Origin of the sequence: Acinetobacter tjernbergiae DSM 14971 = CIP 107465 (genome assembly GCF_000374425.1) — a bacterium.
GTDB lineage: Bacteria > Pseudomonadota > Gammaproteobacteria > Pseudomonadales > Moraxellaceae > Acinetobacter > Acinetobacter tjernbergiae.
In genome coordinates, this window is record NZ_KB894357.1 from 1 (window position 1) to 14,735 (window position 14,735).

Here is a 14,735-nt window from a genome sequence, read left to right on the forward strand (position 1 = left end):
AATACTAGTTACAATACAGACCAATTATCTAATCCGTTAATAACTCTTTGGTTCGTAAGTAAGGCATACATTATTAAGTAATGTGAATAAGACCCCAAAGCACCACAACAGTTTGCTGGCGACAATAGCAAGAGTGAACCACCTGATCCCTTCCCGAACTCAGAAGTGAAACCTCTTCGCGCTGATGGTAGTGTGGCGTTTGCCATGTGAGAGTAAGTCATCGCCAGCTTTTAAACTCTAACACCCCCTAACCTAGCGGTTAGGGGGTGTTTTTTATTGGGGCAGAATTAAAAATATATTATATTAATAAAAAAATTATTGTGAATTGATATTTAAAACTCTCGTAAATGCTCATTTTAATAAAATACTTTGATTAAGTTCGCTTTAATATTTTTTACTTAAAGATAAAGTATATTTACATAAAAGCGATAGTATGATTACATTAGACATATTTTTATAATTAGAAATCTTATCCTGTTTTAGGTTAGATTGGGGATATAAAGGAATGATGATGAATAAAAAACAACTTACTTTAAAGTTGTCTACAGTTGCTATGTCAGTAATCTTAGCTAGCTGTGGTGGTGGTGGTGGATATTTTGATAATTCAAGTGGATCAAGTTCTTCAGGTGGCGGAGAGACAACTACTCCGAATCAGATATCCGCGGAATTATTATCTGTAGGGCAGAGTAAAAGTAGTCTAAATGCAGGTGGTCAAGATAGCTTAGATTTGACGATTCGAACATTGGATAAGACTGGCGGTATCATACCTAAAGCAAATATCAAAGTTGAAATTAAAGATGCTGAAAATTCTGGCGCAAGTTTAAGTACTAAAAGTAATCTTGTAAGTGATGAGAATGGATTAACTAAAACAACATTGTCTTTAGTGAACACCACGCTTAATCAACAAATGAATAGAACAATTACTGTTGTTGTAACATCTGGTCAAACAAAACAAGAATTAGCTATTCCAGTGAATGGTACGGCTATTACTATTTCTTCAGATATGAATTTATTAGAGGAAGGAGCTACTGCTAATATTACATTAATTGGATTGGATGCGGTTGGTAAACCATTAAGCGGAGCTAAAGCAAGTTTAGTTGATGCATCAGGAAAAACTGTTTCAGATGTAATTGCAACAGATCTAAATGGTCGTGCTATTTTTAAAGTCCCTTATGCGACTGTTTTAAATTCAACAAATCATAAATTGAGTTTACTTGGTAAATTGACAGTTGAAGGTTCCAATCAAACAGTTACAAATATTTTGACAACTGATGCTGTTGTTTTAACTGCAAATGTTGCAAATAATGCATTACAGTTAACTTCAAATACAAATCCAGTTGGTGTTGATATACCTAAGCTTCTTACTTTCAAAGTAAGTGCAGCTACTCAAGCAGAATTAAGCGGAAAAACTGTTAAATTTGCAACAACAAATGGCACAGTTACTTCTCAAATTGCCATTACTAATATTAGACAAGAAAATGGTATGTGGGTCGGTGATGCTACTACTACTTTCTCAGGTGCTATAGCATCTATAGCAACTATATCTGCAACTTTTGGTACAAATGTTGTATACGTTGCCCAACGAGTGAGTCCTGGTGTGCCAGCCATGATTTCAATACAATCTGAGTCTAGTGTGTTGGCACCGGGCGCAAATACTAAAGTAATTGCTTTGGTTAAAGATAAAAATGGATCCCCAATACCAGATACAGAAGTATCTTTTAATATTATTAAAGATACTTCATCAACGGGTCAAATTTCTCAACCAACAGCTATTACTGATAGCGCTGGACGTGCAACAGTCATTTATACAGCTGGCGCTGCACAGACACTAGGTGGAGGGGTTGAGATTAATGCTTCCGCTGGTGATGCAAAAGTTCAGCAACCAGTCTATTCTCCAACTCTCAAATTGACGGTTGCAACTCAATCAGCATATATTACAATTGCTCAAAATCATTTAGTCAGTACTGATCCTGATAATAATACATATTATAACAAAGACTTTTCAGCATCTGTTGTTGATACTGCAGGAAATCCTATTCCTAACCAAAAAATCAGTATTTCATTAGAACTTGTGAGTTTTATGAAAGGGCAATTTAACTGGGTGCGTGACTATACATATGCACAAACTAGTGATGGTATGTGGTCATGGCTAGGTATTTGGCGTTGGTCTCGTGATTATACTATTTATGAGAATAGCCTTCCAAAACGAATTACTACTTTTGTTGAATGCCCATCGAATGAATATGCAAGTAATCTTGCGATTTTAGGTATGAATAATTCACCTCTTGGAACTAAAGCCACTTTTATTACTGATTCACAGGGTAAATTTGATTTTAAAGTTCGTTATGGTAAGAATTATTCAAATTGGTTACGTGTAAATCTAAATGCATCAACTACAGTATCAACCAAAGATAATACTATGGCACTATCTTTTGTACCTCCTGTTGCAGCGGTTGATGTAGATGATACAGATGGAAAATGGAGACCGGATGAGACTAGTCCATTTGGTACAGATATCAGCACTTGTAATAATTATAAGTAACGATCTGACATACTATTAGTACTTGAAGTACAATATTATGCTTTTTATATAATAAAAGACCCAGGCTTCTAAGCCTGGGTCTTTTATAAGTATTCAGTTCACTTTAATATATTAATCTGAATATTAAATGAATAGTTTATTGGCATTTTATTGACTTAGTAAAGAGCAGATTTTTATCTGAATTAAAAATACATACGTTTATTAGTTGGTGCCGTGTAAAATATATTTTATATCAAATTGGGCTCTTAGTAAGTTAAGCATATTAAGAAGTATCGTAACTTCCTTATATGAAAGTAAAAAATAGATACTATTCCCATTCAAGAATCACAGAGACAAAACTCAGGAAAATCATTCGCTTTTTTGCCATGGATTGTAGTGCATCTGATAGTGCTAAACTTAACAATATTTCTGTTCGCTCCATCAATACAATTTATATCAAATTGCGTAAAAAGATTGTTATCCAATGTGAAGAAATATCTTTCTTCAATGGTATCGTTGAGCTGGATGAAGGTTGCTTTGGTGCTCGTCGTAAGCGAGGTCGTGGGGCAGCAGTAAAGACTATTATATTTGGGCTGCTCATGATGGAAATTGTACCAAATTGCTCAAAAATATTCTGAAAGTCATTATCCGTGCGCATGTAGAACTTGATTCAGTCATCAATACAGATGGATGGAGAGGATATGATGATTGAGTTGATATTGGCTTTGATAAGCACTTAAGAGTAAATCAAAGTGATAATCAATTTGTCTGCAGAGAACGTCATATTAATGGCATAGAATCATTTGAGGGGGATGCAAAAAAGCGATTCAATAAGTTTACAAAATTAACAAGTATATAGATGTCTATTTTCATCAAAGTTGGACACTTTAACTACCTTATTCGTAAATAAAAGTGTCGTTTAACTTGGATAAGATTCAAAATTAAAAGACTTTTTTCCCTATTTAACTTTCTAAGCCCCTATTCATTAATAGATAAGTCTTTATTTATCATAATGATGCGAATCTTTATTATGCAACTCGAGGTTTTTGTAGTTTATTAAAAATATAAAGTTTTGTTTTAAGGGCACATTTATAGATAAGTTAATAGTATTTAGAGATATTTTTTTACTTTGAATTATGCCAAGCGCTTGCTTGGTTTTTCTGGTTTTGATACCTTAGTACTCATAGAAATATTTTAAAACAATGATCAATAATTGCTAGGAAGCAGAAAATGCAGCTTAATCCGATCTACTATAATGAACAACATCAAGCTTTCGCGGATAACGTTCGTCGTTTTGTACAAAAAGAAATGGCGCCATTTGTAAATGAGTGGGATGAAGCAGAGACATTCCCACGAGAACTTTATAAAAAAGCAGCAGAGATTGGCTTATTGGGACTAGGCTTTGGTGAGGAATATGGAGGTATTCCAGATGCTGATCCCTTTTATTCGTTATTGGCTGGTGTTGAAATGGCGAAGGCTGGCTCAGGTGGTGTGCATATTTCTTTGATGGTGCATACGATTGGCGCCCCACCAATTCAGCATTTTGGTCGTGAAGAATTAAAAGCTAAGGTGTTACCAAGTATTATTTCAGGGGAAAAAATTTCGGCTTTAGCAATCACTGAACCAGGTGGTGGGTCGGATGTAGCTGCATTACAAACTAAAGCGATTCGTGATGGTGATGATTATATTGTTTCAGGTGAAAAGACTTTTATCACTTCTGGTATTCGTGCGGATTATTATACGGTTGCGGTACGAACTGATCCGACAAAGACTGGTGCTGAAGGTATTTCAATGTTGTTGATTGATGCGCATAGTGAAGGGATTACAAAAACACCTCTAAAGAAAATGGGTTGGTGGGCATCGGACACAGCCCATCTTCATTTCGATCAAGTTCGTGTCCCTGCATCGAATTTGCTTGGCCGAGAGAATGCTGGTTTTAAAGTGATTATGAATAACTTTAATATGGAGCGTTTTTTCTTAGGTGTTATTGCTTATGGATATGCGCAAGTCTGTTATGAAGAAGCTTTAGATTGGGCACAACAGCGTAAAACGTTTGGTAAGCGACTAGTTGATCATCAAGTGGTTCGTCATAAGCTTGTAGATATGGCAACTCAACTTACCACGACACGAGCTTTACTCGAAGAAACCGCTTGGAAAATGACACAACCACAATTGCAAGGTGCTGAGCTAGTTGCACAGATTTCAATGCTCAAGAATGTGGCAACACGTACTATGCAATTCTGTGCTGATGCTGCTGTGCAAACTTTGGGTGGCATGGGTTTTATGCGTGGAACGAAATCTGAGCGTATCTATCGTGAAGTCAAAGTGAATATGATTGGTGGTGGTGCTGAAGAAATTATGAAGGATCTAATCAGTAAGCAGCTAGGCTATTAATACCTTCATGACGAATAAAAAGTGCGGTTTATTTCCGCACTTTTTATTTTCAAATTTATTCTAGTTCAGCTAATTCTTCTAAAGAGATTTGGCGGATTTCAAATATGGGTTGTTTCAAAAATGAGTTCAAAGTTTTTATATCGATAAATTTTATATTATCTAGGGCAATACCCTCGATGCTGTCTTTTTCAGCATCGTAACGAATATCTGGAGTTTGTTCGATAAATTGTTTGAATAACAGCGGACTATCACTTAACTCTGCAAGTGGTTTGTCCATCAAATCTTCAAACTCATAGTCCATCGCATAAATATTGGCTTCCCACGACACATCACTAAAGTTTTCATCTTGGCTAGAAATGATGCTGCCAGTTTCATAGCCTGAAAAATAATCTTCTTCAGAGTTGATCCAGAGTACATAGCAAGGTTGGGTTGCATCAACTTCCAGTAGCTGATACCAGACAATACCTGAAATTTTGGCAAATTCAAAAGCATCATCTTCATCGAGCTTTGGAATTTCACCATCTTCTATATCAAATTTTTTGCCCGTTTTTTCTAATACAAGAGCTTCAAGTTTTTCATAGATTTCATCACTTACTTCGCCATTACCGATGTCATAGTTACATAGTTCATCATAATATAAGCCTTCGATAACTAAGCTCTTGTATGCCTTTTCAGCTTCCGCTTTATCCGTATAAATCTGCTTGATAGCCCCAGTTGAAACGCAATTGGTCAGATGCCATTCATCATTGTAAGCAAAATCATTTTGGCGAATCACGTATTGGATATTGCTCATGTTTATTTCCCCTTTAATTAAGCAATTTTAGTTTTTAATTCTTGCAGTTTGGCTGCACTTGGCGGGACGGCCATTCCATTGTCCATCCAAAGCTCAAAACGCATCGGATTGAAAAAGAAGTCTGGACTAATATCAAAATCAATAAATTTAGCTTCACCTTTTCCCATCATTGGAAGAATGGTATTGATAAACCAACTATTGTGAGTGATTAGTAAAGATTTGAGTTGTCCTGTCACAGATAATGGAGAGAGTAATGTTGCTGAGATTTTTGGGTCATTAATCACATCTGAGTGGAATTTTTCGAGGCGTTTAGCCAGCCCATCTGTAGGAATATCCTGCATTGCAGCAACGAAGTCTCCAATCGTTGGAATAAAGCGATGGTGGAAATCCACCAGTAAATGATCTTTTTCACAAAGGTCTTTAACTTCAATGCTGTTCCCAGCACTATTTTCAAAGTGATGTCCAAAAATCGGAATGATCACCTCTTGAACGCTCCAAAAGGTATGCAAGATACGATGACGGTTGTCGGTACAAAGCATTTTGGTACTGTCGATTAGAGCATGAATATCAATATAATCTTCAAGCTCGCCCCCACGACGTTTCACCGAAATATTGGCATGTTGGACTGGATTCATTTTTACTATTTCTTTTAATATTTTGATGTTTAAGCAGAATAGCAGTTTTTAATTTGAACGAGAATAGATGAAAAAGGTGAGGCGTTAAGTTGTGTCGTTGGAAGACGATGTATATTAAATTACAGGCTATTTTTATTTAGATTAAGATCTTTTAAAGGCTAATTTCTTTTGTAAAAATATCTAAAATACGAGTTTGAGAATTCTCTAATGTGATTAATATCTGAGACAGAGAAATTTGTTGAAGATCTTCAATCCACCATATAGAGGGTGGGCTTCTATGTATTTCAAAATGTTGAGAACTTTTTTGATCATATTGATAAGGGGTAAATGGTTCTTGAATAAAGTAAATGATTAGTCCGCATCCCCCTATTGCACACCACTTCTCATTTTGATCAATAATAGCGATTTCTGGATTGCCATAAAAATCACCTATCTCGATGTATCCATTTATACAGTTAGATTGTAAAGGTGCTATGTATACGCTTTCATGAATATGAATAATTTTGTAGTTCTTAGATTGGGTCATCTGAATATAACCGGTATTCATAATTATAAGATTAGTACTTAGTTTTATATAATTGATAGTTAATGAATTTGTGCTAGTAAGGATGCATAGTATTCTATATTTTTCAATACTTGTTCTGGCTCTAGATCAAATCCTGTGGCTGTTCTTCCTGTCCAATTAGTTCCTACGAGTAATTTATCCTGTCTTAAGCCAGATAGCCATGAGGTTTGAAATTTGTTTAAATCAATCGAGCTAGATTGAAATTTATGATAGGCAGGAACATTACGAATAATATTTTCTGCTCGTGTTTGAGATGACCAAAAAGGCATTGTTCTTCTCCCATCAGTTCCCAAAGGTGCTGGAAAACCACTGTCATCTTTAATTGTCCAAACTACCCCATATTTGGTAATTTCAGTGAAGAACTGTATAAGTTGAGCAGAAGATTGAGACATTTCTATTTAGCCTATAATTAGTTCACTTTAAAATTTATTTAAGCGCCATTTCCCAAACCATTTCAGTTAGTTCATCCACTTTGACTTTACCATCTGGGTTATACCATGTGACCGACCAAGAAATAGAGCCACCGACTAAACGACGCCAAATAAAGGCATCATGTTTGACTTTGCCTTGAGCACATAATTTTTCAATTACATTGAGCCAAACTTGTTCATATTCATTACGCATCTTCAGAAGATAGTCTTGTTTTTCTTTTGATAGGGCAAACCACTCATGAACGAGTACTGCCATTGCTGCGCCTGTATCGCCTGTAATAGAAATCAGTTCAGCTTTGATTAAATCACGTAATTGTTGTTCTGGTTCGTTTGAACGTTCGGCTGCTTCTTTTAAACGGGCAAAATTATAAATAATGGTTTGTTCCATGACAGTCGCTAGAATGTCATCTTTGCTTTTGAAATGATGGAAAAGACTGCCAGACTGGATACCAATAAATTCACCGAGTTGGCGAACTGTGGTTTTGTCATAACCTTGTTTATAAAATAGATAAGCAGCACCAAGCAATAAACGCCCACGTGGACTATCGTCAAAACATACAATTTTAGGTATTTGCTCAATTGAAGTTGCGATCATGCCAGTCCGTCTATCCTATTAAATCTAGTCAGCATTGTAACAAAATTCATTTCATGAATTGTCTTATCTTTTTATAACAAGCATTTGCTTGAGTTTGTCTATTTTTGCCAATACAGCATATCATTATGTACTTTACAAACCAAGCACTTGCTTGGTAATGTTGGAGCAACTTAGAAATAACAATGAGAAAACTCATGACAAGCGTCAAGCAAGATGATCAGAAGGTAATCAAGATTGGGTGTGCATCAGGTTTCTGGGGCGATACCAATACAGCCGCTTTTCAGTTGGTGCATCTGAGTGATATTGATTATTTAGTCTTTGATTATTTGTCAGAAATTACTATGTCTATCATGGCAAAGGCAATGATGACTGATCCAAATCATGGTTATGCATTGGATTTTGTTAGCCGTGTGATGTCACCTTTGATCAAGAAAATTGCTGAGAAAAAAATCAAAGTCATTAGTAATGCAGGGGGTGTTAATCCTCTAGCTTGTCGTGATGCTTTACAAAAAATCATTGATGAAAAAGGATTAGATTTAAAAGTTGCTGTGGTACTTGGGGATGATGTGCTGCCAAAGCATGCGGAGTTACAGCAAAAAAATATTAGAGAAATGTTTAATGATGAAGTTTTACCACATGATGTAGCCAGCAGTAATGCCTATTTAGGAGCGGTTGCGATCCGCGATGCCTTGGATTTAGGTGCAGATATTGTGATTACAGGTCGAGTGGTTGATTCGGCGGTGGTACTTGCACCATTACTGCATGAATATAAATGGTCATTGGATGATTATGATAAGTTGGCTCAAGGCTCATTGGCAGGGCATGTGATTGAATGTGGAGCTCAATGTACAGGTGGGAACTTTACTGATTGGCGCTTAGTACATGGCTTTGACAATATGGGCTTTCCAATCGTTGAAGTCAGTGCAGATTCCTCTTTTGTTGTGACTAAACCACAAGGTACAGGTGGTTTGGTATCGACTGCAACGGTCGCAGAGCAAATCATTTATGAAATTGGTAATCCGCAAGCTTATTTACTTCCTGATGTGATGGCTGATTTTAGCCAAGTTCATTTAGAGCAAGTCGGTGAAGATCGAGTAAAAGTTACAGGTACAACAGGTCGTGCGCCAACGCAGCAATACAAAGTCAGCGCCACTTATGCGGATGGTTATCGTGTTTTAGTGAGCTTCTTAATTGCAGGTCGTGAAGCACCTGAAAAAGCTCAAACCATTGCCAATTCAATTCTGAATAAATGTGAACGTGTATTGGCTTTACGTTCCGTTCCGCCATTTAGTGAAAAATCGATCGAAATTCTGGGTATCGAAAGTACCTATGGTCCGCATGCCAAAGTGAAAGATAGCCGTGAAGTGGTCGTCAAGATTGCTGTGAAACACATGTTTAAAGAAGCTTGTATGTTTTTTGCTTCGGAAATTGCACAGGCATCGACAGGTATGGCACCTGCATTAGCGGGCATTGTCGGTGGTCGTCCTAAAGCATCTGCAGTCGTGAAATTGTTCTCTTTCCTTATTGATAAAGATCAAATCAAGGTTGAGGTCGATTTTGCAGGCCAACGTCATCCAGTTCAGATTCCAACAGGCTTAGCTCCACAAGATATTAACCTGCATTCAGTGGGTGAAGTTGCAATCTATCAAGGTGATGAAATTGAAGTCCCTTTGATTGAAGTGGCACATGCACGTAGTGGAGACAAAGGAAATCATAGCAATATTGGAGTGATTGCACGAAAGGCTGAGTACTTACCTTGGATTCGAGCAGCACTCACTGAGGAAAATGTTGCTGATTATATGCAGCATGTTTTAGATGCTGAAAAATCAAAAGTGATTCGTTATGAATTACCTGCTATGAACGCATTGAATTTTATGCTTGAAAATGCACTGGGTGGGGGGGGAATTGCTAGTTTGCGTATCGATCCACAAGGTAAGGCTTTTGCACAGCAATTGTTAGATATGCCAGTCAAAGTGCCTAGAAAAATAATTGTCTGATCATCAATATCAACTAGTATATGAGTTTCGCTTGCACGAGACATTGCAAGCGAAATCAATACGTCTTTTTATAGTATGTCTAGTCCACAAGAAATGAGATAGTTATAGATTGAGTCATAGTGCTTTTGAGGTCTTGTAGGGTCTGTTCCATCTACAGCCGGAATAAAAATAACCATACCTTGTCGAGCCCGAGTCAATAGCACTCTATAAGCATTGAGAAGGTAATTCCTAGTCGAGTCTTTATTAATATTTTGCCACTTTGAGCCTTTAAAACTTTGAAATTGCCAATTTTCATCATAATAAAGATTAATATCCCAAGTTACGCAGGTATAGTCGATTTCAAGCCCTTGGATATCGAACTCAGTCGCAATATCCTCTAAATAATAAGATGACCGAGTATCATCCTGATGATTTAAGAACCAATCAGTTGGAGATATATCATTTTTAACATAGATACCTTCTGCTTTTAGTCTTTTAGCGCCTGAACTTGCAATAAGCCCAATTCTTTCAGAACCTCTTGCTTGATTTCTTAACCAGGTTTTTGCCTGGGCTAAGTCTCTGGTAACTTTAATTGGATAATTATGTTTGATTTCTTGATAAATTTTAGTGGCTTGATCATTTTGATTTTCTAAAATAAATTGGATTAATGACGCAACTTTTTCACTCCGAAATGAGCGGACAGATGTCGATAAATGTAGATCGCTTCTTTGATGCCCGTGTTCTCTGACCCAATTCGATAAATCTAAATCATTCAGGTAGGTATTTGGTTCAGCCAAAATCTTATCGGAGTAATAAATATCCCAAGCTTGATATTTTGTTTTTAGCGACTCGATCCACTCTGAGACACCAGCTTCACCAGTATTAATTTCTTGACCACCGCCGATTAAACATATAATTGTGCACCAGTCATCATGTCGATTCATCACACTGATTAGATATTCTGGTTCAGACATATCAAAGTTTGGAATTCCTTTTTTCTGTTGCATGAACTTGGAGACTTGTTCTTTTTGCCAAGCTCTTTGTGCTTCATCGAAAACGACAACCTTTTCAATAGGAGCATGAGGTGTTCTTAAATTATCATCTCTAAAATGATGAATGTTTTGAATAAAAGCCTTGGCTTTTCGTTCAGCCTCTGTACGTGAAACTCTCTGGCCACTTTTTTTAGCAGATTCTACGGAATCTCTGGTGAGGGCTTCTCGCAATACATCTACCAATGGGCCATTGCCAGATAAAAATACTGAATGTTCTGATTCATCTGTTTTAAGTCGTTCATTCGCGATATTTAGGCCAGCAAGAGTTTTCCCGGCCCCGGGAACACCTGTCAAAAAGCAGATTGATTTTTTATGTTGGGTTTTAGAGTCTTCGATAATTTTATTTATTAAATGAGAGGTATTTGATAGGTTAATTGTACCAGCATCACTCCTTGAAATTTCTTTAACACTATGACCTTTATATAAGGCTTGAGCAGCCTCAATAATCGTTGGTGTCGGCTTATAAACGCTATTTTCCCAACTATGAATATCTAAGCTTTCTGTAGTTTTTGCTTGGTCTAAAATTTGAAGTAGTATCTCTTTAAAATTTTCTTTATTGCATAAAATGCAATGGGTCAAGTTCATTGAGCCATTTATATCAGATGGCTTACTGGGAGCATTTGTAGCAATAAGAATGGGAACAATCGTCTTATTATGGCTGCCTTCATGAAAATTCTGTAAGTCGAGACAATAGTCGATTGTCTGATTCTGAGCATAGTTTGAATAACTTCTGTCACCTACTTTGAACTCAATTACACAGATCAAATTATTAATAATTAAGATGTTATCTACTCGTTTTCCCATTCTGGGAATAGAAAACTCGAAATATAAATGTCCACAAATATCATTAAGCTCTTGTTGTAGAAATTCAATTTGTTCTAGCCAAGCATTTTTCTGCAAATCTTCTAAATCATGTTGGTGGTGGCGTGCCAGTTGTCCAAAAATTGTATTTTTATTTTCAGTTAAAAAAGAATCTATCGAACTTTGATAATAACTTGTATTCATTGTGAGTTTTTAAATTTTAAAAATCTTAAATTGAACAATATCTTAGCATCAAAAATAATCAATTACTTAAAATACTACGACTTCTGCTCTGAGTCACAATATGCACTTTACAAACCAAGCACTTGCTTGGTAGTGTATAGGCATTCAAAAATAATACATGAATGGATCTTATCAAAATGGCTTACCAATCAATTTTCAGGGCAGATGCATTTGCTGACAAAGTGATTATCGTGACAGGCGGAGGTTCTGGTATTGGTCGTTGTACCGCACATGAACTAGCATCTTTGGGTGCACAAGTAGTGATTACAGGGCGAAAAATTGAAAAGCTAGAAAAAGTCAGCCAAGAAATTTTAGAAGATGGTGGCAAAGTCCATTGTATCGTCTGTGATAATCGTGATGAAGAACAAGTCAAAAACATGATTGCTGAAGTTATTGAAAAATTTAGCAAATTGGATGGCTTAATCAATAACGCAGGTGGACAATTTCCATCTGCGCTTGAAAGTATTTCTGCCAATGGCTTTGATGCTGTAGTACGTAATAACCTGCATTCAACTTTTTACCTGATGCGTGAAGCCTATAACCAATGGATGGCAAAACACGGAGGTAGCATTGTTAATATGGCTGCTGATATGTGGGGTGGTATGCCGGGAATGGGACATTCTGGCGCAGCACGTTCAGGTGTGGATAACCTGACCAAAACCGCTTCAGTTGAATGGGGACGTTCAGGCGTTCGGGTCAATTGTGTCGCACCGGGTTGGATTATTTCTTCTGGTATGGATAACTACAGTGGTGACTTTGCCAAATTCATTATTCCAAGTTTGGCTGGTAACGTCCCTTTAAAACGTATGGGGACAGAATCTGAGATCTCTTCAGCGATTTGTTATTTACTCTCTGATGCTGCTGCATTTGTTTCTGGGGTGACATTAAGAGTTGATGGCGCTGCTTCACAAGGAACACGGATGTATCCGTTAGCAGATGCAAGCAATAGTCAATCTTTTAATGGCTTCCACCGTGCATTTATTCCTGATGTACTCAAAGATCAGATTGGAAAAGCAGAGCAACATTCTGCCCAAGCGCAAGATGCAAACAAGGATTAAGCCATGACCATTCTTCAATCTGAAATTGCAGTCGGTACTGAACAATACCAACAAAATCGAGACGCTTTATTAAGCCAAATTGCAGAAGTACGTGCCGTACAGCAAAAGGGCATTGATAAGTCTTACGCAGCAAAACCAAAGTTTGATAAGAAAGGCAAAATTCTGCCACATGAGCGAGTGCGTTTACTACTTGATGCCGATTCACCTTTTGTCGAGCTATGTGGTCTAGTTGGTTACAACATGCATGATGATAAAGATGGTTCTGAAGCGGGTGGAGGTATTATCGCGGGAATTGGTTTTGTCAGTGGCGTTCGTGCTTTGGTCACTGCCAGTAATAGCGCAATCAAAGGCGGCACCATGTCACCGATGGGGGTACAGAAAACCTTACGCTTGCAAAAGATTGCGCTTGAGCAAAAATTGCCGATTGTGACATTGACCGAAAGTGGCGGCGCAAATTTAAATTATGCAGCCGAAGTGTTTACTTATGGTGGTATGACTTTTGCCAATCAGGCACGAATGTCTGCTGCAGGAATTCCACAAATATCAGTTGTACATGGTAATGCCACCGCAGGTGGTGCATATCAACCAGGTCTATCTGACTATGTGATTGCCGTCCGTAAGCAAACAGAAATGTTATTGGCTGGTCCCCCATTATTGTTAGCAGCAACAGGTGAAGTGGCAACGGCTGAGGAACTCGGTGGTGCTGAAATGCATACTCAGGTTTCTGGTGTAGCTGAATATTTAGCTGAAAATGATGCTGATGGCATTCGTATTGCTCGTGAAATTTTTGAGCATTTGAACTGGAAAGAACAAACCAAAAGTCTCGATCAGGATTATAAAGAACCTCGTTATTCTGCCGAAGAACTGCTCGGCATTATTCCCGCTGATCCAAAACAGCCACTGGATATGAAAGAAATCGTGGCACGGATTATTGATGATTCAGATTTTCTGGAATTTAAGCAGGAATACGATGCTTTAACCGTGTGTGGTTGGGCAAAAATGGGCGGTGTGCATGTTGGCATCATTACCAATAATGGCCCAATTACGCCACAAGGTGCAGTGAAAGCTGCACAGTTTATTCACCTTTGTGAACAAACTCAGCGCCCACTTTTATTCTTGCATAATACTACGGGCTTTATGGTCGGAACGGATGCTGAACAAAACGGCATTATCAAACATGGCTCAAAGCTGATTCAAGCAGTTGCCAACGCCACTGTGCCCAAAATTTCGATCATTGTTGCTGGTTCTTATGGAGCGGGTAACTACGCCATGTGCGGACGTAGTTTATCGCCTAACTTTATTTTTGCATGGCCAAATTCGCATGTGGCGGTGATGGGTTCAGCGCAGGCAGGAAAAGTGTTGCGTATCGTGGCTGAGGGTAAACAGAAAGCTTCAGGTATGGAACCGAATCCACAGATGTTGGATTTTCTAGAACAAAGTACTGCGATGAAATTGGAACAGCAATCGACGGCTTTATTTAATACAGCGATGTTGCATGACGATGGCATTATCGATCCTAGAGATACACGTAAAGTATTGATCTTCTTGTTGCAAACTATTTATGAAGCACAACAACGTGAGTTGAATCCAACGCGTTTTGGTGTGTCTAGATTTTAAGAAATCTCTCCTGAGGAACATCGTTCCGCAAGTCTCTTTAAAAGAGGGGGAACT

11 protein-coding genes, 1 rRNA gene and 1 pseudogene are annotated in these 14,735 nt (G+C 37.6%); 7 read left to right on the plus strand and 6 right to left on the minus strand.

Features of this window, described 5'->3' with window-relative positions; all coding sequences use genetic code 11:
* Nucleotides 1-114: 114 nt before the first annotated feature.
* The 4 genes and pseudogenes from rrf (at nt 115) to C502_RS0104645 (ending at nt 4,915) form a co-directional block, all read left to right on the plus strand.
* Nucleotides 115-229 (plus strand): 5S ribosomal RNA (rrf, locus tag C502_RS0104630).
* Between the two features lie 282 nt (nt 230-511).
* Entirely contained in the window at nt 512-2,542 is a 2,031-nt protein-coding gene (locus C502_RS0104635) for an Ig-like domain-containing protein (protein ID WP_018677681.1), read from the plus strand.
* 287 nt (nt 2,543-2,829) lie between these two features.
* Nucleotides 2,830-3,359, plus strand: a pseudogene (locus C502_RS18075) (IS1595 family transposase); the annotation flags it as partial.
* Nucleotides 3,360-3,751: 392 nt separating this feature from the next.
* A complete protein-coding gene (locus C502_RS0104645; RefSeq protein ID WP_018677683.1) occupies nt 3,752-4,915 on the plus strand; it encodes an acyl-CoA dehydrogenase family protein in 1,164 nt (387 codons plus the stop codon).
* 55 nt (nt 4,916-4,970) lie between these two features.
* On the opposite strand, the gene C502_RS0104650 is transcribed toward C502_RS0104645, so the two are convergent.
* The 5 genes from C502_RS0104650 to C502_RS0104670 all read right to left on the minus strand — a co-directional run bounded on the left by C502_RS0104650 (nt 4,971) and on the right by C502_RS0104670 (nt 7,934).
* On the minus strand, nt 4,971-5,708 hold the full coding sequence (locus tag C502_RS0104650; RefSeq protein WP_018677684.1) for a hypothetical protein: 738 nt from the start codon (nt 5,706-5,708) through the stop codon (nt 4,971-4,973).
* 17 nt (nt 5,709-5,725) lie between these two features.
* Nucleotides 5,726-6,343, minus strand: a complete 618-nt coding sequence (locus tag C502_RS0104655; RefSeq protein WP_018677685.1) for a DUF6915 family protein — start codon at nt 6,341-6,343, stop codon at nt 5,726-5,728.
* A gap of 151 nt (nt 6,344-6,494) precedes the next feature.
* Complete coding sequence (locus tag C502_RS0104660; RefSeq protein WP_023274551.1) at nt 6,495-6,890, minus strand: hypothetical protein; 396 nt, start codon at nt 6,888-6,890, stop codon at nt 6,495-6,497.
* Nucleotides 6,891-6,928: 38 nt separating this feature from the next.
* The gene (locus C502_RS0104665) at nt 6,929-7,300 is read right to left on the minus strand and encodes a DUF2750 domain-containing protein (protein WP_018677687.1); all 372 of its coding nucleotides are present in this window, start codon (nt 7,298-7,300) and stop codon (nt 6,929-6,931) included.
* A gap of 34 nt (nt 7,301-7,334) precedes the next feature.
* Complete coding sequence (locus C502_RS0104670; protein WP_018677688.1) at nt 7,335-7,934, minus strand: TetR/AcrR family transcriptional regulator; 600 nt, start codon at nt 7,932-7,934, stop codon at nt 7,335-7,337.
* Between the two features lie 194 nt (nt 7,935-8,128).
* Between C502_RS0104670 and C502_RS0104675 the strand changes: the two genes are divergently transcribed.
* A complete protein-coding gene (locus tag C502_RS0104675; RefSeq protein WP_018677689.1) occupies nt 8,129-9,931 on the plus strand; it encodes an acyclic terpene utilization AtuA family protein in 1,803 nt (600 codons plus the stop codon).
* A 68-nt stretch (nt 9,932-9,999) separates the two neighbouring features.
* On the opposite strand, the gene C502_RS0104680 is transcribed toward C502_RS0104675, so the two are convergent.
* Nucleotides 10,000-11,967: a DUF2075 domain-containing protein gene (locus tag C502_RS0104680; protein ID WP_018677690.1), complete on the minus strand. Its 1,968-nt coding sequence runs from the start codon at nt 11,965-11,967 to the stop codon at nt 10,000-10,002.
* A gap of 176 nt (nt 11,968-12,143) precedes the next feature.
* Between C502_RS0104680 and C502_RS0104685 the strand changes: the two genes are divergently transcribed.
* Together C502_RS0104685 and C502_RS0104690 are read left to right on the plus strand one after the other, a co-directional pair.
* Nucleotides 12,144-13,064 carry an SDR family oxidoreductase gene (locus C502_RS0104685; RefSeq protein WP_018677691.1) on the plus strand — a complete coding sequence of 307 codons (921 nt, stop codon included), beginning with the start codon at nt 12,144-12,146 and terminating at the stop codon, nt 13,062-13,064.
* Between the two features lie 3 nt (nt 13,065-13,067).
* Nucleotides 13,068-14,681, plus strand: coding sequence for an acyl-CoA carboxylase subunit beta (locus C502_RS0104690; RefSeq protein ID WP_018677692.1), 1,614 nt, complete (start codon nt 13,068-13,070; stop codon nt 14,679-14,681).
* The last annotated feature ends 54 nt before the right edge of the window (nt 14,682-14,735 follow it).

Coding starts and splice junctions, on each gene's coding strand:
- C502_RS0104635 (WP_018677681.1), top strand. CDS start 512: ATGAATAAAAAACAACTTACTTTAAAGTTGTCTACAGTTGCTATGTCA.
- C502_RS0104645 (WP_018677683.1), top strand. CDS start 3,752: ATGCAGCTTAATCCGATCTACTATAATGAACAACATCAAGCTTTCGCG.
- C502_RS0104650 (WP_018677684.1), bottom strand. CDS start 5,708: ATGAGCAATATCCAATACGTGATTCGCCAAAATGATTTTGCTTACAAT.
- C502_RS0104655 (WP_018677685.1), bottom strand. CDS start 6,343: ATGAATCCAGTCCAACATGCCAATATTTCGGTGAAACGTCGTGGGGGC.
- C502_RS0104660 (WP_023274551.1), bottom strand. CDS start 6,890: ATGAATACCGGTTATATTCAGATGACCCAATCTAAGAACTACAAAATT.
- C502_RS0104665 (WP_018677687.1), bottom strand. CDS start 7,300: ATGTCTCAATCTTCTGCTCAACTTATACAGTTCTTCACTGAAATTACC.
- C502_RS0104670 (WP_018677688.1), bottom strand. CDS start 7,934: ATGATCGCAACTTCAATTGAGCAAATACCTAAAATTGTATGTTTTGAC.
- C502_RS0104675 (WP_018677689.1), top strand. CDS start 8,129: ATGACAAGCGTCAAGCAAGATGATCAGAAGGTAATCAAGATTGGGTGT.
- C502_RS0104680 (WP_018677690.1), bottom strand. CDS start 11,967: ATGAATACAAGTTATTATCAAAGTTCGATAGATTCTTTTTTAACTGAA.
- C502_RS0104685 (WP_018677691.1), top strand. CDS start 12,144: ATGGCTTACCAATCAATTTTCAGGGCAGATGCATTTGCTGACAAAGTG.
- C502_RS0104690 (WP_018677692.1), top strand. CDS start 13,068: ATGACCATTCTTCAATCTGAAATTGCAGTCGGTACTGAACAATACCAA.